Source organism: Chitinophaga sp. RAB17 (assembly GCF_052114225.1).
In the GTDB taxonomy this organism is placed as follows: Bacteria; Bacteroidota; Bacteroidia; order Chitinophagales; family Chitinophagaceae; genus Chitinophaga.
This window is the reverse complement of the sequence record NZ_JBFREI010000010.1, coordinates 94,177-117,843: the sequence shown is the minus strand read 5'-3', so window position 1 is coordinate 117,843 and position 23,667 is coordinate 94,177. Positions and strand designations below refer to the sequence as shown.

Genomic DNA, 23,667 nt, shown 5'->3' with positions numbered 1-23,667 from the left:
TCTTAGCACTTATGACAACAGGTATTACAAATCTCAACACCCTGCTTAAAACAATGACTCCTGTATTGAATGCAGGAGAGTATGCTTTCTGTACGGTAACAGATATTGCTGGCATCAATCCGGCGGACATTATTTGTTTTTTCCGTGAACAGGAAGCTGTTGCCATCATCATTCCACGACAACTGGCCGACCAGTTACAGCTGCCCTATTCCTTTGTAGCTGCCTGGATTACGCTAACCGTGCATTCCTCTCTCAATGCAGTAGGTTTAACGGCAGCATTTTCATCAGCACTATCGGCGCAAAATATTAGTTGCAATGTAGTCGCCGCCTATTACCATGATCATATCTTTGTAGCCAGCAAAGACGCCGAAAAGGCGATGCAGGTATTACAACAACTGTCAGCATAACATCTCATGATTATCTCCTTTGACCTGGACGACACCCTTATACCTGGTATAAAACAATTTCCTACAGAGCAAAGGGGAATATGGCAAAAACTTTTCAGTCGTGAAAAAATCAGAGCAGGTACAATTGAATTGATGAAGGCGCTAAAGGCCAGGGAACACAGGATATTTGTGTATACGACTTCTTACAGGTCTCCGGCTTATGTCAGGCGCTTGTTTTTTTCTTACGGTATTTACCCGGAGAAGATCATCAATAAAACCCTGCATGATAAAACATTACGGCAAAAGGCCGCGCTTATTTCCAAATATCCGCCGGCGTTCAATATTGATGTGCATATAGATGATTCAGCAGGCGTAGCTATCGAGGGGGATCGTCATCATTTCAACACCATCATTGTTGCTGAAAATGATATTCACTGGGTCAACCATATACTGCAACAAATAGCAGATCATCGTGACAGCCGGTAGTAATTACCAGCTATCACGATGATACGGCATTTTATCTTACCTCGTAAGGTGGCTGTGCAGGGGCCTTATAAGACTTTGTCTGCAACAGGTTTTTAATTTCAGTAATAGCACGTTCTATCTGCGGATCTATTCCTTTAGCCATATCGCCCAGGTTTTCATCTACTGCGATATCAGGGTCTACGCCATGTCCTTCGCGGAACCAGGTACCATCTCTTTCAAACATACGGAATGAGGGCACGGTAATAACGCCGCCATCGATGAGTCCGGGTGTGGAACTGATACCAATTAACCCGCCCCAGGTGCGGGTTCCGATGATGGGGCCCAGTGCTGCTTTACGGAAGTAGTCAGGAAATGCATCTCCGCCGGAGCCACTCCATCCGTTGATGAGCATCACTTTAGGACCAAAGTTGGCATATCCCGGCCATGGTGAAGGCTTACCATCACGGGTAGCCCAATACGCCAGCGGCTTGCGGTTCAGCATTTCGATGAAGCGATCGGGGATTTGTCCGCCGTTATTGAAGCGTTCATCAATAATAAGCGCGGCTTTATCCCATTGTGCATTGAACTGGCGGATCAATTCATCCTGGCCATCAATACCAGTACTGGGCACGTAGATATAGCCTATCTGGTTATTGGTGGCATCTGCAATGCGTTTGCGATTGCTCTCTATCCATGCCAGGTGACGTAGCCGGTAATCTTTCCCTATTGTTTTTACAATCGCAGTTTTAGCGCCTTCCAGGGAAGGGCGGCTGTTGTAAGTCAGCTCTACTACCTTGCCGGCGAGCGACTGGAACGCACTGTAAGGCTCCTGTGCGGTAGTCAGCGGCACTCCATTCACTGCAAGAATATAGTCACCTTCTTTAATATTCACGCCTGGCTCATCCAGTGGGTTACGGGCTTCCGCGTTCCAGGGAGCGCCACGGATGATCCGTTTGATTTTATAATATTGACCATCTGCCTGCCAGTCTACACCGAGATAGCCAACACTTTCTGTTTTACTTTCTTCCACATCACCGCCAAAGTTATAAGTATGGGAAGCATTCATTTCACCCAGCATTTCATTGATCACGAAGCTCACTTCATCGCGGGTGCGGGCGCCTTCCAGCAGGTGCAGGTATTTCTCTTTCACTGCATTCCAGTCTACCCCATGCATATGTGGATCATAGAAAAAGTCTCTTTCCATGCGCCAGGTATCCATAAATAATTGTTTCCATTCTTCTTTCGGGTCAACGGTCATTTCCATTTCCTCCACGCGCATGGCCGTGTCTATTTTCTGATTCTCTGCCGGTTCAATGATACCATAGGGACCGCTGTTAATCAGGATTTTGTTGCAGTCGGCGGAAATCTCGTAAGAGCCCGGATTTTTGATGATCGTTTTTACCTGTTGGGTAGCTATATCATAGTACTGCAGGGTAGACTCACCACTGCTTTCTTCATCATCCGGCGGCGTGCTGCTGAGAAACAGGATCTTCCCTTTGGTAGCGCCGAGGCGGGAATAGTTACCACCGGGTATTGGCAGTAATACGAGCCTGGCTTCCATGTTGTCCAGGTCAATGTTAGTTGCTTTTTTCTCTGCTGCCGGTGTTTCTTTTTTGTCTTTCTTCTCTTTTTCCTTCTTCCCTTTCTCTTTGGCAGCTGGTGTTGCTTCTTTTTTATCTTCTTTTACATCTACTGCATCATTGCGGGTTGTGAGTAAAGAGGGCGTTGCTTTCTCCAGGCCAATCACCCCTATCATAGTGGCGTTAGCGTAGATAAAAGTGTTGTCGATACTGCTGTAGGTAGGTTTGAAAGATTGATTGGTGAGTATATAGAGATACTTGCCTTCCCCATCAAATACTGGTCTGCTGCAGTCGTAGAAGCCGCTGGTGACCTGATGACGCTGGTTGTTTTTTGTATCAAACAAAAATACAGCTTCGTGCAGGTTGTCCAGGTCACGGCTATAGGTCAGCCATCTGCTGTCGGGTGTCCAGCTGAAGCGGAAGCCCTCAAATACATTTGGTGAATAGTGGAGGGCCTGATCTACTGCGGTGGTTTTTCCGGTAGTAACATCGAGTACCCATATTTTCATGGCCTGATCGATAAAGGCCAGCTGCTTACTATCCGGTGACCAGTAGGGGGTGTAGCGGAAGCCGGGGCCATAGTGGGTGATTTGCCTGGCTTCGTTTTCTTTACCGGCAGGGGCCATCCACAATTCATAGTCGCCAGATTTATCGCTCCACCAGGCAATGTTTTTGCCATCGGGAGACCATGCCGGGTAACGTTCTGCTACACCGCTGGTGCGGGTAAGGTCTTTTACGTATCCATTGATGGCGGGTACAGAAAACACATCCCCGCGAGCGCTGATCAATGCCCGTTGTCCATCGGGACTGATAGCCGTGGATTGTATATACTTTACCGTACGAACGAGTCTGGGTTTTAGCGCGGCGAGATCAGTAGTGATGGTGATTTTCACTTCCGCAGATTGTTGTGTTTCCAATGACATCACATACAATTTGCCGTTGGCTTCGTACACAATATCGCCTGGACCCATGGAAGGGAAATGCACATCATAGTCTTTGTACGTAGTGATTTGATCGTATGCTTTGGTGTTGGTATCGTAGCGCCAGAGGTTCATACGTTTCTCGGCGCCGCGGTCAGAGAGGAAGTAGATGTAGTTGTTGTACCACATTGGGAATTCATCACCGGCTTCGCTTTTCGCGGAAATATTTTCAGAGAGTTGTTTTGCAAAGTCAAATACGTGGATGTCTGCTTTCATACCGCCGCGGTAGCGTTTCCAGTTGCGGAAGCTCTGGGAGCGGGTGGTGACGGCTATTTTGCTGGCATCGGGTGAGTAGGATCCGAATTCTGCGTAGGCCAGTGGTAGTTTGGTAGTACTGCCACCTGTTTCCGGAATGGTGTAAAACTGGTTAAAGCGTTCTTTGGTGCTTTCTCTGCCTGAAGCGAAGAGTACCTGTTTCCCATCCGGGGTCCAGTCTACCACGCGATCGGCGCCGCCGTATTGTGTTAATCGCAATGGTACACCACCGGCTACAGGTAATACATATACATCTGTGTTGCCGTCGTAGTTACCGCTGAAGGCGAGTTTGCTGCCATCCGGCGAAAATTTAGGGAATGATTCCACGCCGGGAGGAGAAATCAGTTTGATGGCGGTACCACCTGTTTTTGGCACGATCCAGATATCATTTGCATAGGAAAATGCAATTTGTGACCGGGACACGTCAGGATAGCGGAACAGGCCTGCGTCTACCTGTGCCATTGCCTGTTTCCCTGCCATAGCGGCGAGAAAGATCAGGGCAGTTCTTTTCATCATAAGCATTTAGATGTTTGAACAGACTTTTGGTGGTCTGATTTTTTGTTGCGGTTTATAAAATCGATTTGCTAATCTATGTAAATCTGATAAAAGATATTGTTAATCTTATATGTAACAAGTTAACTGTATTTAGCACATTTATAGCAAGTGAGGTCGTCCATTTCAGGAATGTGCAAAAAAGATAGAATAGCTCCTGCAGTACATCCTGGCGGAAACTGGCTGTGCATAACGCCTGCAGACGGTTATATTTCCGGCTGCTTACGCAAAAAAAGCCGATCTTTGCAGCATATCAAAATATATAATCAAAATATGGCTAGATCCCAGGAAACAGTTGGTAAAAAAGAAAAAGAAAAGAAAAAAGCGAAACAACGCCAGGACAAGGCAGAAAGAAAGGAAGAACGCAAAGCAAACAGTGGAAAAGGAAAGAGTCTGGAAGACATGATGGCGTACATTGATGAAAACGGCAACATCTCCTCTACTCCACCCGATCCAAGAAAAAGAAAAGAAATCAATGTGGAAGACATTCAGTTAGGTGCCACCAGGCATGAACCTTCTGAACCGGTAGAGCTGATACGCAGAGGTGTGGTGAAGTTCTTCAATGAATCCAAAGGTTACGGATTCATCATTGATCAGCAAACGCAGGACAGCGTGTTTGTACACATTAACCAGTTAACAGAACTGATTAAGGAAAAAGACAAGGTTACTTTTGAAGTAGAGCGTGGACAGAAAGGTCCAAGTGCTGTAAATGTAAAGAAAGAAGTTAAAGTGCAGGTGCAAGCGCAACAGGCGCCGCCACCACCGCCGCAGCAACAACAAGAGCAACAGTAGTCTGCAGTAGGTCTGCCCTTTTTGAAATAAATAGAATCTGAGCGGTTATGGATAACCGCTCATTTTTGTGCGTGGTAAGGATGAGATGCCCCACAACACCTAAAAGAACATGCCGTGCCAAATCCGCTGAAAAAACTCTTCCAACGCCCTATTATCTGGCTCTCCAACAGATTCTCTTCCAATCCAGACAGACAACAGGTTTTTGCCTCTTTATCGCGGTTGCAGCAGGAAATTCTGCAAGGCAACCGACAGAAAGGCCTGGTGATTCCCTTTGACCAGGAAAATGCCCGTTTTATTATCTTCTCGGATCAGCATAAAGGAGGTAAAGATGGAGCTGATGATTTCATGGCCGCAGAGCAGAACTACCTCAGCGCCCTTGGCTACTATTACGATCAGGGCTTTACCTTCATTAACCTGGGCGACTGTGAAGAGCTATGGGAATGCCCGCCTGCAAAGGTGATCGCGGAAAACCGCACGTCCCTGCTCGAAGAAGCCCGTTTTCTGCAACAGAAACGCTATTTCCGGGTATTTGGCAATCATGATCTGCAGTGGCATTATAATGTACCCCGGCAGCAATTCCTGAAGCCCCTGTTTGGCAAGAAGCTGAAAGTATATGAAGGCATTATTTTACAGACCCGGTACCAGGACAATGACTTTCGCCTTTTCCTGACACATGGCCACCAGGGAGACATGCGCAGCGATGGCAATGTTTTCAGCAAATGGTTTGTAGCCGCTATCTGGACACCGGTGCAGCGATTCTTTAAGGTTCATACCGATACCCTCTCCGACTCTTTCGACCTGGCCGACCGCCACAACATTATCATGTATGAGTGGAGCATGCAATATCAGCATACCTTCCTCATCTCCGGTCATACGCATAAACCTGTATTTGCTTCGCTGGATCATATAGACCGTCTCACGAAGCAACTGGAAAAAGCACAAAGCAAAGGAGACGCCACACAGGTAAGCATCTTACAAAAAGCTTTATCAGCAAGACAAGCAGAATATGCTGGCAAACAATTTGTAAAAACCATGGCCCATCCCTCCTACTTCAACACCGGCTGTTGCTGTTTTAGTGATGGCGACATCACCGGCATTGAAATAGCAGAAGGATTTATCCGCCTGATTAAATGGAAAAAAGATGAAAATGGACCCAGCCGCGTGGTACTCGAAGAGTCGCCGCTGTATTACCTGTTTGATCAGATGACCTGATCGGACGCCTGCTGCAGGTATGCCTGTTTCACCACTTTAGCCGTTTTATGATCACCGGTATGACTCCATCCCGGCGGCATAACGATGTACAGGAGCTTATTCTTTATACCCGGTGCTTTCCGGAGATCTTTCCATAAACAGTACAACTCCCCAAAATATACATCCAGGAAATTATTGGGATTTATCTCCCTCGAAATACCGTACTCAATCTGCATTTCCCGCTTTTCGTGCTGGAAGGTACCAAATACTTTATCCCAGATATTGAGCAGATTACAGAAGTTGGTATCCATGTATAACGGGTTCTTTGCGTGATGCACCCGGTGATGTGAAGGTGTCAGAATAATGGCATTCAAAAAGCCCAGCCGCCCGTCTTTAATCAGGTTCTCACCCACATGAATAAACGAACCCCAGGTGCCATCAATAAACATGATGATGAACAGCAGCGGCGGATTTACACCCATTAAAATACAGATGCTGGTACGGATCACATCTGCATAGGGTGCTTCCAAAAAGAAATGCGCATAGGTCACAGAAAGGTTCATGGTTTGCGGAGCATGGTGTGTAGAGTGCAAGCACCAGAACAGGCGTACTTTGTGTCCGAAATAATGATAGACGAAATGCGAAAACTCCCAGATCACATAACCGTAAATAAACCAGTACCATTTCAGCGAAGTATTGAACAGTGCATACTTTTCCAGCACACCGATACAAAACGCCACCATCGCAATAGAGATAAAGCGCGAGATAAAACGGTTCACCACAAAGATGAAGAAGGGCATTTTGTAGTCTTCTATCTTAAAGCGTTTATAAAAGATAGCCCTGCAAATTTCCAATAGTAACAGGAAAGGGATCAGGGGAGAAATCACGGAGAAAATACCGTTTAAAGTCAGTAAGACTTTATAGTTACCGGTTTTACACACTTCTATTAGTTGTGAAATGCCCAGGAAAGAAATCAGTTCGTGGAATAAAGTCTGAAAGAAGGCCATAACGCTGTTATTTAAATAGGTGGAACGAGCGAAAATTCATTTGTTCGTACAAAGTAACATATTGTTTAAACAAAGTACAAATTAAACCGCAATATTCAAAGCATTTCGCGCCTGCGGCTAAAGCTGTATCTTTATATAAAGACTGTTTTATGGAAGACGCCGATAAACTGAAACGCGTAGTAGAAGCGAGGATGAAGCTAAAAGCCCGCTTTGAGGCGAAGATGCAGCAGACACCCTCCATGGCCGACAGCAAGCCGAAGGGTTCGGGAAATCCTAACCGGCATGGCATGCCGGAAATTCCAGTGGGACAAACCATTACACATAAATGGCCGGTGCTGGATCTGGGCATACAACCAGAGGTGGAAACAGCAGACTGGCGGCTGATAGTGAATGGTGCGGTAGCACATCCCGTGGAATTAACCTGGGAGGAGTTCATGGCTCTCCCGCAAACGGAAGATACCTCCGACTTTCATTGTGTAACGTCCTGGTCTAAACTGAATATGAACTGGAAAGGCGTACGATTGCTGGATCTGGCAGCATTGGTGCAGCCGGCGGATACCGCCACGCATATCCTTTGCTATGGATATGATGACTATACCACCAACGTTTCCCTGGAAGAAGCATTGAAGCCCGATGTACTACTGGTACATACTATAGAAGGCGCTCCGCTGCCGATGGAGCATGGTGGTCCGGTAAGAATGATTACCCCTGAGTTATACGCCTGGAAAGGCGCCAAATGGATACACCGCATAGAATTCCTTACTACCAACAAATTGGGCTTCTGGGAAGAAAGGGGTTATTCCAATACGGCATATCCATGGCGAAATGATAGATATAGTTAATAGGAATAGTTAAACAGTATAATTAAAAGTGCTATTTGACAGCTGTTACAAAATAATCGAGACAGTCATCGCGTAAGCTATGCTGGTAAAAATCATCGTAGGTGATACCTGCTGTTACATCTTCCATCTTTTTAAGCAGTAGTAAGCGATTCATATTATTGAGTAGCGTGTAGGGGATCCTTAGTAAAAAGGCCGGCAGTCTGTATTGCAGCCGAAAAACATCGAATCGTGCAATATTATTTACACTACGTTTGTTTTCCTCGTAATAGGCCATCACCACCTCATTGCCATAAACCCCTTCCACTTTTGCAGTAGGAAAATGTGAATTCATTAAAGCAAACATCTCCCTGGGCAGGTATTCTCTTATATGAAACGGATTTCTGCTGAGAGATGTCAGCCGGTTAGGCGTGGTTAAAAACAGGCGGCCACCGGGTTTCAGCACACGTCTGATTTCATGTAGTAAAGCACTGTCCTCTTTGATATGTTCAATTACCTGGAAACAAATCACCGTATCATAACTATTATCTGCAATCCCCGTTAAGGTCGGGAGATTGCATTGCTGAAACGAAGCGTTGCCCGGCAATTTATTGATCGGTTTCTTTTTATCTACAGAGCGGTAGTGTGCCGTATGAGGCGCCAGCATTTCCATCCCATATCCTTCCCCACAGCCCAGTTCGAGCACTCGTTTGTGCTGCAGACTTTCCAGAGGAATGGCTTTATAGGCGAATACATGCCGCTGAAAAACGTAATTATTAATGTAAGATGAATTGTTCGTTCTCTCTGCCGTTTTTAATAATGCGATCATTTGTAAAACCATCTTGAAATGAAAAAAAAGTACAACGGACATCTCCATTATACCGATGCATTACTACTACACGCAGTAAATAAAAAACCCTTATAGCCTATTGTTAAAATTTATGTTATAAAAATGCTAATGCCGGCGTTAGTGTTCTAAGGGATATATTATTGGATCGTTGTTACGAAATAATCAGGACAGGCAAACTCCCGCTCATACTGATTTTTATCAGTATGAGCCATTTATGTCGAATAGCCTAAAGAGGAATTATTTTGTATGCTAATACATACCGCTGAGAAGCAGCATTTTCAGCGTAGTATAAACAGTTGCAGGTCCCTTTTAATAAAATTCTTATGTACTGCTATCTTCTAACAATGTCAGCAGGTACATTATTATTACACGTAGTAAATAAAAAACCCTTACTTTCTTCTCTTAAAATTTATGTTATAAAAGATCCCCAACTGAAAACCTATCCATGTTTTGGTATTGAGATAACCATTATAAGTATCACTGATGGTATAAGGCGCATGAATTATATTTAACCTCTGATACACCATCTGCGGTGTATAAACGGTGTTACTGTCCGCTCTATATTGCAGCCGTTGGCTATTGAATACCAGGCCGGCCTGCAAACGGAAGTGTTCACCCAGCTTTCTTTCGGCTACCAGGGAAAATTTCATTAAACGCATGTTCACCGCTCCCGATATATGTTCGCCGATGGTATCCACGGGGTTGCCGTAGCTGAAATCCTGCAGCTGTTTACCGGTGGTCATCTGCAAGTGTATTCGCCAGTCTTCGGATATACGCGCAGCAATACCAGCCCCGACTCTAAAGCCCACCAGATTAAAATTGGTGCCGGCAGAAGCAATGCCATAAAGAAAAGGAAGTCCTATCTGTATAGTGGGATTAACGTAATAACTCTCATCTCCGGTAACACCCAGATTCAGTAAAAAAGAAAACGGCCCCTGTTCTCCACTCCTTCTTACGCCTTGTCCATCGGGCTTTTGATAGCGGTTAGAAAATGTATTTTGAAGGATCGATTTTACAAGTGAAGTTTTGGCGGTGTTTGTTGACTGCTCTATTGTTATATCATGGAGAGATGCAGTTGCAGCAACTATTTCTCCATTCTTTACTTTATTGTCTGTCGCGACTTTTGGAGTTTGATTTATTGCATCATTCGTTGGCTGTTGTTCCGCTATATTCGTTGAATCTTTCCGGGCGATAGTGATTATTTTATTGCGCAGTGTATCTCCCGTGCCGCTACCCCAGCCCCAATGCAATGATGGATCCAACTGCCAGCTGCTGAAGCGCAACAATCGATTGTGTGTATCATCTGCGGGGGTAGAATAATGGATTATTTGTGAGTCTGTTGTTTTAATAGCGTTATAATGGTTACCGGATGCAAAGGCAATACGCAGCGTATCTTCTTCTTTGATGGAGTCGCGTTGAATGCCATATACCAGGCCTGCTTTTATGGAATCCTGTTTCCTGATGGTGTCACGCAGGCTACCTGCTCCGGCAAGAAGCCAGGCAGAATCTGGTTCGATAACCTTACCTGAAGTGACCAATGTATCAGTCACAAAATAAATGGTGGGTATTGACTGCAGATCCCATAATGCGCGCCCCGTTCTCAGCGCTTGTTTCGCGAGTGACTTTTCACTGGTACTCTTTCTGACAGGTTCTTTTTTTGCCGATTGTTTTTTAACGGATGGCGGATTAGACTTGCGGGGCGGGTTATCAATAAAAATGATATGTCCTCCCAGCACCGTGTAAAAGATACCGGTATCTTCTTTGATGGCGGTGAGCAATTGCGCTACCGGCATAGGTCCTTTGGGAACATGAATGATACGTGAAGGAGGGAACTTACTGGTGTTCAGTGAAAACCTTGCGCCGGTTTGACGGCTGACGATACTGAGCAGGGAGTCCAGACGGATTTGCTTCGCAGGCAATATTATTTTTTGCTGCAAATTAATCCGGTTCTGCTGTGCGCTGCAAACAGAAGCTGCTATAATTGGGACTAACAGCGCTGCTACATACTTAATTACATCCAATACCACTGATATACACGGTATCTTTTTCAATCCTATACTGGACATTCAACGTGATTGATATAACCTCAAAAATGAATTCAATAGATTTATTATCGAAAGAGCTACTCATGGTACAGGTTTCCAGCTTCTTATTTTTAAAAATAACTTTGATGCCGTATGCTTTTTCCATTTGAGTAGCGATCTCTTTCAGAGTGGCGTTGGTAAAATTAAAAGATCTTGTTTGCTGGTGAGTGCTATCCGCCACTATCAGACCAAAATGGCGACTGGTGTTATTATAGGTACCGGTGTCTCCGGCTCTTAATGTAATACCGCTGTCTCCTCTGTACATGCTAACTGCACCTGATTTCACCACTACCATTATTTGGGCAGCATCTTCTGCTACGTGGAAAACAGTGCCCAATACTTTTATCTGTATAGCCCCCACGCTTACGATAAACGGCTTCACGGGATCAGATGTTACATCAAAGGCAGCGCTTCCGGTTAAGTGAATACTTCGGGAATTACCCTGAAAGTCTTTTTTATATTTTACAGATGCGCCAGCGGCGATTTCCACTACCGATTGATCTGGCAGGGTATCTCTTAGCATTTGTTTACCGGCCTGTCGTATTACGAACGAGTCTGGGACGGCGACATGTGCTGGCTGCAGCCACCAGTAGGCACCTGCAGCACCTAACAGCAATAGGATGGCCGCGGCGATGCTCCAGCGGAGCTTTTTCACGGTAGCTGTTTTGGCGGGTTTTCTGTCCCTTCTGATTGCGGCTAATAGTTTCAGTTTATCCGGTAGTTGCCAGGTATTGCCAGCAGCTGTTTGCTCCCATACTGCCATTGCCTGCACAAATAAAGCACGGTTTTCACTGGCAGCTTTTACCCAATTATCCACAGCCATGGCTTCTTCCGGAGTAGCTTCCCCGGAAAGATATTTTGCCAGTAATTCATCCTCTTCTTGTATGTGACCGGGATTATTCATCATTTAAAGTTCTAACTTCTATTTTTCATATGAAAAATAATATAATAATGCTGATCATAATATCAAATAATTTTGCACGCAAGATCTTTAATGCTTTGCCCATTTGTGCTTCTACTGTTTTAATGGACAGTCCCATTTCCACTGCAATGTCTGCATACTTCATTCCATCAAACCGGCTCTTGGTAAAAATAAGCTGGCATTGAGGTGAGAGGGCGGCAATATGATCCATGATTTGTTGGTTAATTTCTTTACTGATGAGTTTATTCCCTGTGTCGTAAACTGCGCTGTCATTTTCCGATTCATACCTGGCTTTGACCTTGTCATGTCTTTTAATGTTCAGGCAATAATGATATACTGCTGTATACAGGTACGATTTTACAGATTGCTCTTCGTCTAATGTGTCTCTCTTCTCCCATAATTTCAGGAACACTGCCTGCACAGCATCTTTGGCGTTATCATTGTCTTTCAGGATAGTAAAGGCGTAACGATGCAACCCTTCATAATGGTTATGAAAGTATTGTTCAACCTGTAAAGCCAGTTTATCATCGTGTTTATCGTTCTCCAATGGCCACTTTTGCTGTTATATATACTACTAATACACCTGAGTGGTCATAAACCCTTACGTGCCTGAAAAATAATTATTGGCGGATAAAAGATACCAGTGCCGGAATTAATTCAGGCGACAAAGGTAAGGGAGTCTTTTTATCCGGAGAAATACCATTGGTGTTTTTTAATGCGTGTGTCATGCCTTCTATCAGCACCAGGTTAGTACCGGGTTTACAGTCCTGCAGCATGGTTACCTGGGCGGGTGACACCTGTACATCGGCAGCCCCTCCAACAATCAATACGGGCATTGTTATCGTTGGCATTAAGGCGCAGGGATCAAATCGGAAGGTACTTTTCCAATAGTTAAAGTTGCCGGTATTAAACAGAAGATGTAAGTCCGCTGGCACTTTGGCGGGTGTTTTATTCTGCCGCAGGTCATTTAAAATGCTGACAGATTGCTGATACAATGAGTCTGACAACCTTGGTTTCAGTTGTTCCAGCAGCACTTTATCAGTCGTTTCTCCTGGGGTAGATAAGGGGATCAGGCATTTCAGGTGGCTATGCTGCGCGAGTATAAGCCCAATGATGCCGCCTTCACTATGCCCTATAACGGATATGCTGGAGAACTTCCCGCTTCGTTGCAGGTGGGCTATACAGGCCTCCGCATCTGCCGTATAATCATCTATTGTCAGGATCGTCAGTGGTTTTTGGAATGCCGTGCTTTGCCCGGTACCGCGTTTATCATACCGCAAAGAAGCGATACCGTTGGCTGCCAGTCCCTGGGCCAGCTGCTGATAGGAAAAGCTTTCCGCTGCCGGAAGAAACAGGTTGTTTCCATCACGATCTGTAGGGCCCGAACCAGCGATAATCAGTACTACCGGGCCATGCTGCCGTCCTTCCGGCTGTGTAAGTGTGCCGTATAACACACCACCGTCAATAGTGTTGACAGTATCTGTTATTTCATTTGCATTCAGCACCATTTGTTTGGGCTTAGACCCGGTGATGAAAAATCCTACTATCCGGTTGTCATTATCCAATGCTACGCGGAATGTCAGGGTAGCACGTTCAAAGTTATTCTCTGCGGTAACGATATAATGTTCTCCCTCCCGCACTGTTTTTTGCGAGGTCAGCGCCTCCCACTTTCCATTGGCCTGCTCCACCTGCGACCATACGCCTTTCAGCATGTCTGCATTCAGTTTTTCTTTCATGGCCGGTGCCATGTATTGCATTGCGTTGGTCCAGTTAGCTTTGCTCATTTGCTCAAAGAAGCTTTTGACTACCACATTTTGCTGTTGTGCAGCAGCGTGTTGAATGAGGCAGAACGACAGGACGAAAAAGAAGAAGCGTTTCATATGTTCAGGGTTGATGAATCAATTTTCTATATATAATATACGAATAAGCGGTAGGCACCAGGGCTGTTATCAACAGCACTGACAACAGGATATAATGCGACTGGTGTTCATTGGCAATGAGTGTAGCGAAAAAGCCGGCGACCCCAAATACAAATAGCATGATCCCTCCCATCCGATGCGTTTTACGCCATACCGTTTCATTTTTCAGCGTCCAGGGGGTACGGATGCCCAGGTAAGGATTGGGGCGTACATTATACAGCAGGTTGCCGCAAATAGCGAGGAATACCAGGATAAACTGCGGAATCATTTTGTCGGCACTTATTCGTCCTGCTACCAGCAAAGCACATAGCGGACCAATCGACACAACTACATGTGTGCTGGCCCAGATGATTACGTAGGATTTACGTGCCAGCGGCTTTTCTTCGCTATGACGGTACATCACCGAATATAACCTGTAAATAAACAAATTAAGCAACACCAGCAAAGCAATGCCACCAATATAACTCCACATAGCAGCACTTCCACCGGTTAATTTACCGCCAGCCACCAGCATTTCATACACCGGGATAGCGCTGAACAACAGGATCAGTCCTGCCTTCAGTGAATATATTATGGGCGCCAGTAAAACGGATTGCTGCCGGAGACCTGTCTGCCATTTCTTTGCCAACAAAGGAAAACTCAATGCGAGATAGACCACCAAACAGGCAAAGAACATGGTAGTCACGAACCCTCCCGGAGCCATACGTCCATCTACCACCCATTGCCCGCTGCCATCTATTGTATAATGAGAGGGCACCAGTTCCGGCAATAACGGTTTCAGGTAATAATATACCAGGAAAGGGCAAGTCATAATGACTATCAATGGTACTTCTTTCCACCATTTATTTTCCTTCATACCGCGGCGTAGTTTTTTTCGTAAGTGGTAAGGTATCGGCGGTAAACTGAAGCATCCATTTCAGTAGTTCATCCATCACCGTTGTGTTGAGAGAATAAAAGACGAATTGTCCTTTTTTCACGCTGGTTAATAACTCCGCTTGTTTCAGCAGGTCGAGATGATGAGAGATGGTGGGCTTTGAAAACCTGAAATGCGCTGCGATCTGACCAGCGGTCAGGTCTTCCTTTTTGAGCAGCTCAAGGATGTCCCGTCGGGTTTTATCATTGAGTGCTTTGAACAGGTTGTTCATATAAAATATATTTAGACAACTATCTAAATACCAAATTAAGTGAAGTTGGGAAATTGGCAAAATGTAATTCCAAACAAGGAAAGATGATTTTCAGCTGACAGCGGCGGATAACCCATGAAAATACGCACCWGGCAATGGTTCCGGCAGGTTATTACATGACTCCGCAGCGCTCCCTTTCGGGATAACGCTGCGGAAGGAATAGGTGTAGGAATAATGAAACTATGGCAGGATCTCTATTTCAGTGCCTTCGTTCCAGTGTTTGTGTTCTGGCGTGTAATACAGGTAACAGTTGCTGGCTTTGGCTTTATAAGTGCCAGGAACATCTGCTTTCAGGTCCAGGTTGATGGTTTTGGTTTCATCCGGGCTGAATCCCATCCAATAAAGCACCAGGTAATTATCAAAGATCTCATAATAGGCTACTTCTTTTTTCTCTTTCAGTTCCTTGAGCTGCCAAGGCTGCAGAGAAAGACCGGCAGGTATGCCTATTTTGGCAATAGACATAGGTTGCAGCATGCCTTTTTCATTTTTCACGTCAATTTTCATCCTGACAGTTTCCCCGATTTTAGTGCGGGTATCCGCCAGTGTAGTATTGATATGTAAGTCGGCCCTGGGACTGTTAGGTGGTTGCATTGTGTAATAGGAAACCTCCATGTGATAAGGAATACCGGATTTTTCATTGCTGTAATGCACCGCAAAAGTATTGGCACCTGCTTTCAACAAATTGCTAAAATCGCTGCCCAGCGCCACTTTCTGCGTATTCAGTTCAAAATCAAGGGTGCCGGCATTTTCCGTGCGTCCTTTTATCTTTACGAATTCTACGATGGCATTCAGTGCCATCACGGTTGCCTGCGTAGAGCCGTAACCGTAGTATGATTTTTCTGACAATACTTTAGAGATGACTACTCCTATGGTAGCAAGATCAGGCGCTTGCTCCCTGGCCAGCGCCAGTGCGTATAACGATAACGACTCTACGCGCAGGGAAGCATCTCTGGAATTCACCACAGTGGTGGCTGCCGTGAAATTATTTTTTTCAAAGCTCTGTTTCAACGCCTGCATCAGCCGGTTGTAGTCGGCGGTATTTTTCATATTGCTGGCAGCGAGTGCCATTAATCCCAACTGGTAAGCATCATTAGCTGCTAACGCCTTTTGTACACCGGCTTCATATTCCGGTTGTATTTCTTTGCCAATACCCGCTTGCGTTAACGCATATACGATATAGAGATTAGCTACACTGTTGGGTACGGATGCAAACTTATCATAACCGCCGGAAGCCAGTTTAAAGCCTCCTTTGCCGTCTCTGCGACTCAACAGGAATTTTTTGGTTCGGGCCAGCATATCCTTATCTACGTTAATGAAAGTCTGCATATCCGTAAACTCCAGTAAGCCGTAAGCCGTTAACGCTTCATGTGCCGGTGCATGGCCAAACCATTCGAAACCATTCTCGGTGGTTTCAAAGCTGATCAACCTTTTGTACCCTGTTTCAATATAGTTCATGGCTTTGGCCACCACATCAGGATTGGATTTCCCTGATTCCCGTAGATATTTGAGGATAAAGATGTTAGGATAAGTGCTGGAAGACGTTTGTTCAAAACAGCCGTAAGGCTCTCTCAACATCGATGCTATTCCATCAAGCAGTTGCCCTTCCAATGTAACGAATACCCTCAGGTCTGATTTGACACTACCAGCTATTGGCTGGCCCAGCTCAAAGGGAAGTCTGACTGATTTATCACCGGAGAAGGTTTTAAACACCGGGAAACCTTTCTCTGCGGCTATTATCGGAAGAGATAATGTTTCTGTACCGGTTTTACCACTCACCATAAATTTGATATCACCCCGGCAAGCGGCGGTGGCTTCCAGTGGAATCAGTACCTGTTTGGAAGTGTTGGCATCCAGTACGATCCTCTCTTCATATTCTCCCTTCTTCATTTTCTCCGGCAATGCAATGGTGATATCCAGTTCCACGCTGGCAGCACTGTTGTTTTTAAGCACCAGCGGTACCAGCGCGTGATCGCCCACTGTCAGGTAGGGAGGGATCTTCGCATCTATCTGCAATGCATTCCGTGCAGACCAGGTGGCTTCTGTTCTGCCGGGCTGACCATTCCAGGCAATTCCTTCAGCTATTGCCCGGAAAGTAGTGGCAGCATCGGAGTTGTAGAACTCCAGTGTAGCAGCGCCGCTACTATCTGTTTGCACAACCGGGTTCCAGTAAATCGTTTCCCGGAAATCACTCCGCTCTTTTGTTACAGTAGTAGCGTATTGGGGCGCATAAAACACCCTGGCCACTGTATAAGCATTTCCAGTACCCGGAACATATTTGGTGTTGTAATAATCCTCTTTATTCAACCTCAACCTGATCGCTGCTCTTCCGGCATTTTTGGTAGTGATCAGGATCACGCCGTTGGCAGCACGACTTCCGTAAAGCGCTGATGCCAATGCATCTTTATAGACCTCTATGGCAGTGATATCATTGGGATTTAAGTCTTGCAGCATCCCTTCAAACGCTACCCCGTCTATAATAAACAACGGTTGATTATTGCCGGTTAGTGAGTTATTACCTCTTATCCTGATTTCTTTGGCCGCTCCCGGATTAGCTTGTGGCACTACCTGTATCCCTGCTACCCTGCCTTCCAGGGCCTGATCGACATTCTGCACAACATTAATTTCGTTGGCAACAATCGAAACAACCGAGCCAGTCAAATTCGCCTTTCGTTGTGCGTTGTAGCCAACAACTACCACTTCATTCAGTCTCTTGTCGTCCCCCAGATCCTTTATCCACGCATCCGCTTCCTTTTTTATTTCTTTTTCCGCATTGGCATATTCCTGTTTTTGTGCAGCGGGCTGGATGCCTGCAAACTCCTTAAAGCTGATCCCTTCTTCCAATAATTTTTTAGTCCGGATAACATTATAATCGATGCTGTTCTGCTCCACCCGGATATTCACTTTTTCTTTCCCTTTAACTGACTTGGCTATCAGGTAATAATTGGCCCGTTCATCCAGCCCGGCAAAGAAAAACTGTCCATCATCAGCTGTATTCATTTGGATGGCTTTACTTTTTTCCGCCATGTTGATCAGGAATACAGTGGATTTTACCGATTTATTCTGTGCATTAAAGACAGTGCCACTCATCACGTAACCATCATCCGGCAGGTACTTCAGGGATTTCCCCTCGTTTAACTCCGGGAGGTAACTAAAATACCGGTAGCCATGTGTCAGCATTACCAGGTCGAGTGCAGGATCTGATTTAGGTTCTTCTCTCTTAAAATAAAACAAGGGCTCTTCAATCTTTCCACTCAATTCGGAACTCATGAGCAACCAGGATAGTATATGATCCTGTTTGTCATCCGCATACGACCAGAGCTTATCGTCCATGACCGCCAGCGACAGATTGGAAGCCATTGGCGTTCCTTTGGCATCTGTTGTTTGGAGGGTCAGCACCACTTTTTCCCTTGGCAGGTACTGTGATTTGTCTGTTGTGATTTTAACCTGCAGGGTGTTGTTCTTATTCAGGAATACCAGTCTTTCTGCCACAGGCAATCCATTTCCGGTTGTCAGGGTAAACCTGGCAATACCAGCAGGAAATCCCGACTGATCTATTTCAACGGTATTTGTGCCCTTCTTCAGGATAAGGTCACTGACAGCATAAGTGATGCCTTTTGTCTGCCCGGTTAAAGTAACCCGCTGGTTGCCGGTGGCAGACAGATTCAGGAAAAGTTTCCCATCTCTCTTCATAAAATTCATGACCACACCTTCTGTTGTGAAGGCCGGGAAAGCATATTGTTTGGTGATATGCAGTGGTGAAGTAATTTTTACGGTGTACTTTTTCCCGGCATGTGGTGTAAAGGGAAACTGTCCCATACCTGCATAGTAACTTTCAAAGTCGGCCTGTTTATTCCCGGTGTCATCCCATACTTCTCCTTTTACATCTACGGGTTTACCGTGTTCGTTGATCGCCCTGAAAGCAATGTTGCTAGTAAGTCCTGCTACCAGGGAACCTCCTTCTGGTAACAATTGCAGATCTATTTTATTCAGCACAATAGGAATGCTCCGGGAAATGGCTTCTTTGTAGGCATCATAGTCTATCGTTACATTCAGCAGACCATCCGTCGTGTTCAGGTCATCCGGTAATTTGAACTTCAATTGTACTTTACCATCGCTGTTGGTGGTGGCCACCCCGGTGCTCATTACGTTGCCACCCAGCGATACCTTATAATTTACTTTATAATTGGCAATGGGTTGATCAGACAAATTGCGGACAGAATAATCAGCGATCACTTCATCGCCGGGACCATAGCCTTTTTTGGGGAAATCCAGTTTCATTAATATGCGGGGAGCGATTACTTTTTGCAGCGTCAGTTCCTTTACAAAAAAAGTGCTGTCGCTTTCATTGCGCATCCACGTAGTATAAGCTTTGAGTTTATAAATACCACCGGGAGCTTTGTCTTCAAAAGTAAAAGAGCCTTCGGCAAATCCATCTGTTATTTTATAATTTAATTTTTTGATCATGTTCCCGGAAGGGTCCAGTACTTCTACAAAAACCACTTTACTTAATGTGGCAGGTCTCTGATCCTTCGCGTTTACCACGTATACTTTAAAGAATGCGTCCTGTCCGGGTTGAAAGAAAACATGGCTGGTGTGGATATAGATTTTCTCCTTGTACTTACTATAATCAAATGACTGTCCCCAACAGGTAGCTGCCATCAACAGGTATATGCATATGTGAGCAATAATATTTTTCATGGGTATCAGAATTGAAGGGTTACGTTAAAGCCATAAGTTTTAGTAGCGGGAAGATTAAAGAAATCCAGGCCCGTACTATTTGCCTGATCGAATAACAACTGTTCCGGATCCACGCCGTTATATGGCGTCCACAGCATCACATTATTGATATAGGCACTCAGGGTCAACTTTTGAATAATATGTCTAAAAGGCTGCTGATAGCTTAGTTTCAGGGTATTCAGGCGTAGCCAGTCGGCCCGCTCGATGTAGTCTGCTGCAACGCCACTATAACCGTATCTCACCCACCGGTTGTTTTCTATGGGGAGTTTGGGGTTGTAAAAATCTACGGGTGTATTGTTCGGGGCGCCATTCATTTGTACGCCGGGGAAAATATAATTTGTGATGGTTCTGCCTTCGGCAGATGTCTGTGATCGTCCGTAGTAATCGAGTACGGCTTGTGTACCGTTCCATCGTTCACCACCATTCTTCCATTCCAGGGCTGCTTCGAGTGTGAGTCTTTTCCAGCGGACCATATTCGTCAGCTTCATCACAAAATCGGGGTTGGGATTACCAATGATAGTGGGATCTTTTGCTACCAGCGGAAATCCGTCCGGGCCTATCACTTTGTTGCCGGCGACATCTCTTTCCCAGGTACTGCCGGTGATCACTCCCAGTGGCTGCCCTTTTACGAGCGTGGTATGTACATCTCTGAAACCTGCCAGGGGGATACCGTTAGCACCGCCGTAGGCCTCGGTGACTTTGTTTTTATAGGCAAAAAATCCCAGGACATGCATCGTGGTGATGTCTGAGTTGCTGTTAGCTATATCCAGTAATTGCAGCTCCAGGTCTATTCCATTGGTCCGGTAGTCGCCGATATTTTTTAATACCAGCTCCTGATTTTCGTAAACGGGAAACAGATCCTGTTCTATTTTTCTTATGAATGCGCGGGCAGAAAAATTCAGCAGAGATTTATAGCTGCCGCTGATGCTGCTGCTCCAATCTCTGTGACGCACCGGGGACAGGTGGTCAAAGCTGCTTACTTCCTGCGTGGGAAAATAATGTCCTGCTTCGGTGGTGGAATAGCGCAGGAGGTTCACATAAGCAAGTGAATTATTGACCGGCAATTCCGTATTTGCCTGCACATACGATGATCTGAATTTCAGCGACCATCCTGTTGGGGAAAGATATGTTGCGGCAATATCTATCGCGGGCTGGAAGTAATTATTCGCCGCTGCTGTGTTGGAAACATAGCTCTTATTTCCCAGCATGAATTCGGCAGACCATCTCCTGCTATTCAATATATTCCGGTAATTAACGCCGATCTCATGTGCGGAGCGCTGGTATAAATAATTACCGTATGCCGGTTGATACACGATGCCGGAATGCGCCTCTGTGAAAATATAATTGGCGGTAAAAGCCCCTGACCATAACCGCTTCCTGTAGGAAACATCCCCTGTTACTTCTCCTTTTAACTGGTATAATTTGTCCTCCTTACTCCGGTACAGCGGTTTTCCATCCGGGAAGTCTGCGGTACCAGGCTTATAGCCTTCATGGCTGTTTTCTCTTTTATTATCGAACGACTGTGTGATTACATATTTCACCCGTTTATATATATTCCGTTCCATGAGCAGGCTCACCTGTTGCCTGGTGGCGTTGAAATTGTTATCATTATCTCTGAGGAGAAAATCAGGATTATCTGCCTGTTTGCTATAGCTACGCTGGCCATTCCCCAGCGTGTATCCTTGTCCGTTATCGAAGCTTATCGGTGTCAGCACCGATTGCTGGTAAACCTTATTCAGGAATCCGTTTCTGTTGGTATTTGAAAACTGATCCTGTGAGTAACTGTATTTACCTACGAGGTGCAGCCACTTTATTCTGGCGCCCAGGGAGGCATCCAGGTTTTTTGTATGATTGTTGTTGTAGTGAATAAACGTTCTTTCACTGGTTTGCCCCAGGTTAATATTGAACTCCCGTGCATTGATCTGATTCTCAAGCAGGACTGCTTTCAGGTTGAAGGACTGGGAAAAGAGCGTTCCTGTTCTGAATATATTATTCGTATATGCGGTCGGGTGATGTCCGTTACCACTGCCCGCAGGTACCAGTTTACCATTGCCGTCGTACAAATAAGGAAGCCCATCGTATTCAAGTGTGTGGCGGGATGGCCCATAACTAAATAACTCGTTTGTTTCTGCTCCCTGCCAGCTCAAGGCTCCCTGCAATGAGCGTCCCTGTACAAAATCTGCTTGCAGTGACGGCAGCTGGCTGATTGTTTTAAGTGCGAAAGTGGCAGCGTAGCTACCAGAAATCAATAACTCTCTCTTATAGCTCGGACGCAGAAGCAGCTCATTGTTATGGCCACTTACTTTCCTGAACCGGGTATCCGTAGTAAAAATACTTTTTACATGGAGAGTACGATGCAGATTTGATTTTGGTATGGTTACCGTATTGGTATCAGCATTTATCAAACGCTGATACGCATTCGAATAAACCGGGTTTACTACCTTATTATTTTGTGCTAAAAGAGAAAAAGGGAATAGCAGCAGTATCAGGAAATATTTCAAGGTATATGTTTTTATATTATTAATATAAGGTATAACTATAACGGATATGTGCTAGCCTGAATCCGGCCACTCTTTATCATACCGTGAATATATACTTCGTATGTTAATGGTATTCATATTATTTAAAAGTAAAATATCTATTTTTAGCTGTCTGCACAAAGTCTTCCCCGGCCGCATGATGCAGGCTGGCAAAAAATTCCATAAGTGATCTGAAAAAAAAATTAAAAATCTTTTCGTGAGACGAAAAGCGGCGTTACGTACATACTATCCCGTTACCGGAATCTCCTTTGCATTAACAGGTGTACCAGGTCAGGTGGCCAAGCAAAAAGTGTGGGATTGTATTTATTAAAAAATAAACAACATACTGAAGCATTATTGCCAGATGAAAAAAGATACTTAACTTAAGATGTATTTTTTCATCATTAAAACCTCAGTAATACTATGAAACTGAAACACCTGACAGCAGTAATCCTTTCCATGGGATTAATATTTATGATTTCCTGTAAAGGGAAACCCAAAGATGCAGACATCCAAGCTACTGTAGTTGCTGCATTGCAGTCAACTCCAGGCGTTAATGCTGATGTTAAAGATGGTGTAGTTACGCTGACCGGAGCGGTAGCCAGCCAGGCAGACAAAGATGCGGCAGAAAATGCAGCTAAAGTAAGCCAGGGTGTAAAGAGCGTTGTCAACAATATTACTGTAACACCGCCGCCACCACCACCTCCTCCTGCACCAGCTGCTGCTACACCTGCCGATGCAGCTCTGAAGACAGCCGTAGATGGTATTGTTAAAGATTTCCCTGGTATCACTGCTGATGTTAAAGACGGCGTGATTACTATTACCGGTGAGTCTAAAGCTGACCGTTGGAAAAAGCTGAAAGTTGCACTGGATGGACTGAAGCCTAAGAAAGTAGATGCTTCCGGTTTAAAAGTAAAGTAAATCGCTGACCCTCTAAATACAACAATCATGGCATTACAGGATAAATACAAAGAGCTGATTGACGCCGCGAAATCTGCGGGCACCAGCAATCTGCAGGTTAATGAACAAGATGGTGTACTGCATATAGATGGTGAAGCACCGAGCGGCGCAGTAAAGGACCAGTTATGGGATATTTACGGAAAGATTGACCCCAACTTCCTTACCGGCGACGTGGTAATGAATATCAATGTAGCCACTGCAGTAGCAGGTGCTAAACTGAAGGTAACTACTGAGTCTACCAACCTCAACATTCGTAAGGGGCCGGGTACCGACCAGCCTATTGTGGGCAAAGCGGCACATGGCGAAACTGTTTCCCTGATCAGCAAACAAAGCGATCAGTGGTGGTTGATCCGTACAGATGGCGGCGCAGAAGGATATGCTTCCGCGACCTATCTGACGCCTGTTGAATAGGTAACACGTCACATAAAAGCAACGGCTGTCTCTAAAAGTAAGAGACAGCCGTTTT

18 protein-coding genes are annotated in these 23,667 nt (G+C 45.2%); 7 read left to right on the top strand and 11 right to left on the bottom strand.

Annotated elements, in window-relative coordinates:
- Positions 1 to 11 precede the first annotated feature (11 nt).
- Together AB4Z08_RS27220 and AB4Z08_RS27215 are read left to right on the top strand one after the other, a co-directional pair.
- Positions 12 to 407 carry an ACT domain-containing protein gene (locus AB4Z08_RS27220; RefSeq protein ID WP_441576944.1) on the top strand — a complete coding sequence of 132 codons (396 nt, stop codon included), beginning with the start codon at positions 12 to 14 and terminating at the stop codon, positions 405 to 407.
- Positions 408 to 413: 6 nt separating this feature from the next.
- On the top strand, positions 414 to 872 hold the full coding sequence (locus AB4Z08_RS27215; protein ID WP_441576943.1) for a hypothetical protein: 459 nt from the start codon (positions 414 to 416) through the stop codon (positions 870 to 872).
- Positions 873 to 903: 31 nt separating this feature from the next.
- Here the strand turns inward: AB4Z08_RS27215 and AB4Z08_RS27210 are convergent, their stop codons facing one another.
- Positions 904 to 4,182, bottom strand: a complete 3,279-nt coding sequence (locus tag AB4Z08_RS27210; RefSeq protein ID WP_441576942.1) for a S41 family peptidase — start codon at positions 4,180 to 4,182, stop codon at positions 904 to 906.
- 309 nt (positions 4,183 to 4,491) lie between these two features.
- On the opposite strand from AB4Z08_RS27210, the gene AB4Z08_RS27205 reads away from it, so the two are divergent.
- Both AB4Z08_RS27205 and AB4Z08_RS27200 read left to right on the top strand, forming a co-directional pair.
- Positions 4,492 to 5,010, top strand: a complete 519-nt coding sequence (locus AB4Z08_RS27205; RefSeq protein WP_441576941.1) for a cold-shock protein — start codon at positions 4,492 to 4,494, stop codon at positions 5,008 to 5,010.
- A 114-nt stretch (positions 5,011 to 5,124) separates the two neighbouring features.
- Complete coding sequence (locus tag AB4Z08_RS27200) at positions 5,125 to 6,222, top strand: metallophosphoesterase (protein WP_441576940.1); 1,098 nt, start codon at positions 5,125 to 5,127, stop codon at positions 6,220 to 6,222.
- On the opposite strand, the gene AB4Z08_RS27195 is transcribed toward AB4Z08_RS27200, so the two are convergent.
- Entirely contained in the window at positions 6,210 to 7,208 is a 999-nt protein-coding gene (locus AB4Z08_RS27195) for a sterol desaturase family protein (RefSeq protein WP_441576939.1), read from the bottom strand. The two genes, AB4Z08_RS27200 and AB4Z08_RS27195, sit on opposite strands and share 13 nt — an antisense overlap.
- A gap of 149 nt (positions 7,209 to 7,357) precedes the next feature.
- Here AB4Z08_RS27195 and AB4Z08_RS27190 point away from each other — a divergent pair, with 149 nt between their 5' ends.
- Entirely contained in the window at positions 7,358 to 8,050 is a 693-nt protein-coding gene (locus AB4Z08_RS27190; RefSeq protein WP_441576938.1) for a sulfite oxidase-like oxidoreductase, read from the top strand.
- Positions 8,051 to 8,081: 31 nt separating this feature from the next.
- On the opposite strand, the gene AB4Z08_RS27185 is transcribed toward AB4Z08_RS27190, so the two are convergent.
- The 9 genes from AB4Z08_RS27185 to AB4Z08_RS27145 form a co-directional block, all read right to left on the bottom strand.
- Positions 8,082 to 8,855, bottom strand: a complete 774-nt coding sequence (locus tag AB4Z08_RS27185) for a class I SAM-dependent methyltransferase (protein WP_441576937.1) — start codon at positions 8,853 to 8,855, stop codon at positions 8,082 to 8,084.
- Positions 8,856 to 9,265: 410 nt separating this feature from the next.
- Positions 9,266 to 10,795 carry a hypothetical protein gene (locus AB4Z08_RS27180; RefSeq protein ID WP_441576936.1) on the bottom strand — a complete coding sequence of 510 codons (1,530 nt, stop codon included), beginning with the start codon at positions 10,793 to 10,795 and terminating at the stop codon, positions 9,266 to 9,268.
- A gap of 88 nt (positions 10,796 to 10,883) precedes the next feature.
- On the bottom strand, positions 10,884 to 11,867 hold the full coding sequence (locus tag AB4Z08_RS27175; RefSeq protein ID WP_441576935.1) for a FecR family protein: 984 nt from the start codon (positions 11,865 to 11,867) through the stop codon (positions 10,884 to 10,886).
- Positions 11,868 to 11,889: 22 nt separating this feature from the next.
- A complete protein-coding gene (locus tag AB4Z08_RS27170) occupies positions 11,890 to 12,429 on the bottom strand; it encodes an RNA polymerase sigma-70 factor (protein ID WP_441576934.1) in 540 nt (179 codons plus the stop codon).
- A 73-nt stretch (positions 12,430 to 12,502) separates the two neighbouring features.
- Positions 12,503 to 13,762, bottom strand: a complete 1,260-nt coding sequence (locus AB4Z08_RS27165) for an alpha/beta fold hydrolase (protein ID WP_441576933.1) — start codon at positions 13,760 to 13,762, stop codon at positions 12,503 to 12,505.
- 4 nt (positions 13,763 to 13,766) lie between these two features.
- Positions 13,767 to 14,657 carry an SdpI family protein gene (locus AB4Z08_RS27160; RefSeq protein WP_441576932.1) on the bottom strand — a complete coding sequence of 297 codons (891 nt, stop codon included), beginning with the start codon at positions 14,655 to 14,657 and terminating at the stop codon, positions 13,767 to 13,769.
- Positions 14,644 to 14,946, bottom strand: coding sequence for an autorepressor SdpR family transcription factor (locus tag AB4Z08_RS27155; RefSeq protein ID WP_441576931.1), 303 nt, complete (start codon positions 14,944 to 14,946; stop codon positions 14,644 to 14,646). Before AB4Z08_RS27155 ends, AB4Z08_RS27160 begins: the two co-directional genes overlap by 14 nt.
- Before the next feature lie 219 nt (positions 14,947 to 15,165).
- The gene (locus tag AB4Z08_RS27150; RefSeq protein WP_441576930.1) at positions 15,166 to 19,683 is read right to left on the bottom strand and encodes a TonB-dependent receptor plug domain-containing protein; all 4,518 of its coding nucleotides are present in this window, start codon (positions 19,681 to 19,683) and stop codon (positions 15,166 to 15,168) included.
- Positions 19,684 to 19,688: 5 nt separating this feature from the next.
- Positions 19,689 to 22,223: a hypothetical protein gene (locus AB4Z08_RS27145; RefSeq protein ID WP_441576929.1), complete on the bottom strand. Its 2,535-nt coding sequence runs from the start codon at positions 22,221 to 22,223 to the stop codon at positions 19,689 to 19,691.
- A 441-nt stretch (positions 22,224 to 22,664) separates the two neighbouring features.
- Between AB4Z08_RS27145 and AB4Z08_RS27140 the strand changes: the two genes are divergently transcribed.
- Both AB4Z08_RS27140 and AB4Z08_RS27135 read left to right on the top strand, forming a co-directional pair.
- Positions 22,665 to 23,162: a BON domain-containing protein gene (locus AB4Z08_RS27140; RefSeq protein ID WP_441576928.1), complete on the top strand. Its 498-nt coding sequence runs from the start codon at positions 22,665 to 22,667 to the stop codon at positions 23,160 to 23,162.
- A 27-nt stretch (positions 23,163 to 23,189) separates the two neighbouring features.
- A complete protein-coding gene (locus AB4Z08_RS27135; RefSeq protein WP_441576927.1) occupies positions 23,190 to 23,612 on the top strand; it encodes an SH3 domain-containing protein in 423 nt (140 codons plus the stop codon).
- Positions 23,613 to 23,667 lie beyond the last annotated feature (55 nt).

What these genes read in the sequence shown, in the direction of transcription:
- AB4Z08_RS27220 (WP_441576944.1), top strand. Translation starts at nt 12, where the DNA reads ATGACAACAGGTATTACAAATCTCAACACCCTGCTTAAAACAATGACT.
- AB4Z08_RS27215 (WP_441576943.1), top strand. Translation starts at nt 414, where the DNA reads ATGATTATCTCCTTTGACCTGGACGACACCCTTATACCTGGTATAAAA.
- AB4Z08_RS27210 (WP_441576942.1), bottom strand. Translation starts at nt 4,182, where the DNA reads ATGATGAAAAGAACTGCCCTGATCTTTCTCGCCGCTATGGCAGGGAAA.
- AB4Z08_RS27205 (WP_441576941.1), top strand. Translation starts at nt 4,492, where the DNA reads ATGGCTAGATCCCAGGAAACAGTTGGTAAAAAAGAAAAAGAAAAGAAA.
- AB4Z08_RS27195 (WP_441576939.1), bottom strand. Translation starts at nt 7,208, where the DNA reads ATGGCCTTCTTTCAGACTTTATTCCACGAACTGATTTCTTTCCTGGGC.
- AB4Z08_RS27190 (WP_441576938.1), top strand. Translation starts at nt 7,358, where the DNA reads ATGGAAGACGCCGATAAACTGAAACGCGTAGTAGAAGCGAGGATGAAG.
- AB4Z08_RS27185 (WP_441576937.1), bottom strand. Translation starts at nt 8,855, where the DNA reads ATGATCGCATTATTAAAAACGGCAGAGAGAACGAACAATTCATCTTAC.
- AB4Z08_RS27175 (WP_441576935.1), bottom strand. Translation starts at nt 11,867, where the DNA reads ATGATGAATAATCCCGGTCACATACAAGAAGAGGATGAATTACTGGCA.
- AB4Z08_RS27165 (WP_441576933.1), bottom strand. Translation starts at nt 13,762, where the DNA reads ATGAAACGCTTCTTCTTTTTCGTCCTGTCGTTCTGCCTCATTCAACAC.
- AB4Z08_RS27160 (WP_441576932.1), bottom strand. Translation starts at nt 14,657, where the DNA reads ATGAAGGAAAATAAATGGTGGAAAGAAGTACCATTGATAGTCATTATG.
- AB4Z08_RS27155 (WP_441576931.1), bottom strand. Translation starts at nt 14,946, where the DNA reads ATGAACAACCTGTTCAAAGCACTCAATGATAAAACCCGACGGGACATC.
- AB4Z08_RS27150 (WP_441576930.1), bottom strand. Translation starts at nt 19,683, where the DNA reads ATGAAAAATATTATTGCTCACATATGCATATACCTGTTGATGGCAGCT.
- AB4Z08_RS27140 (WP_441576928.1), top strand. Translation starts at nt 22,665, where the DNA reads ATGAAACTGAAACACCTGACAGCAGTAATCCTTTCCATGGGATTAATA.
- AB4Z08_RS27135 (WP_441576927.1), top strand. Translation starts at nt 23,190, where the DNA reads ATGGCATTACAGGATAAATACAAAGAGCTGATTGACGCCGCGAAATCT.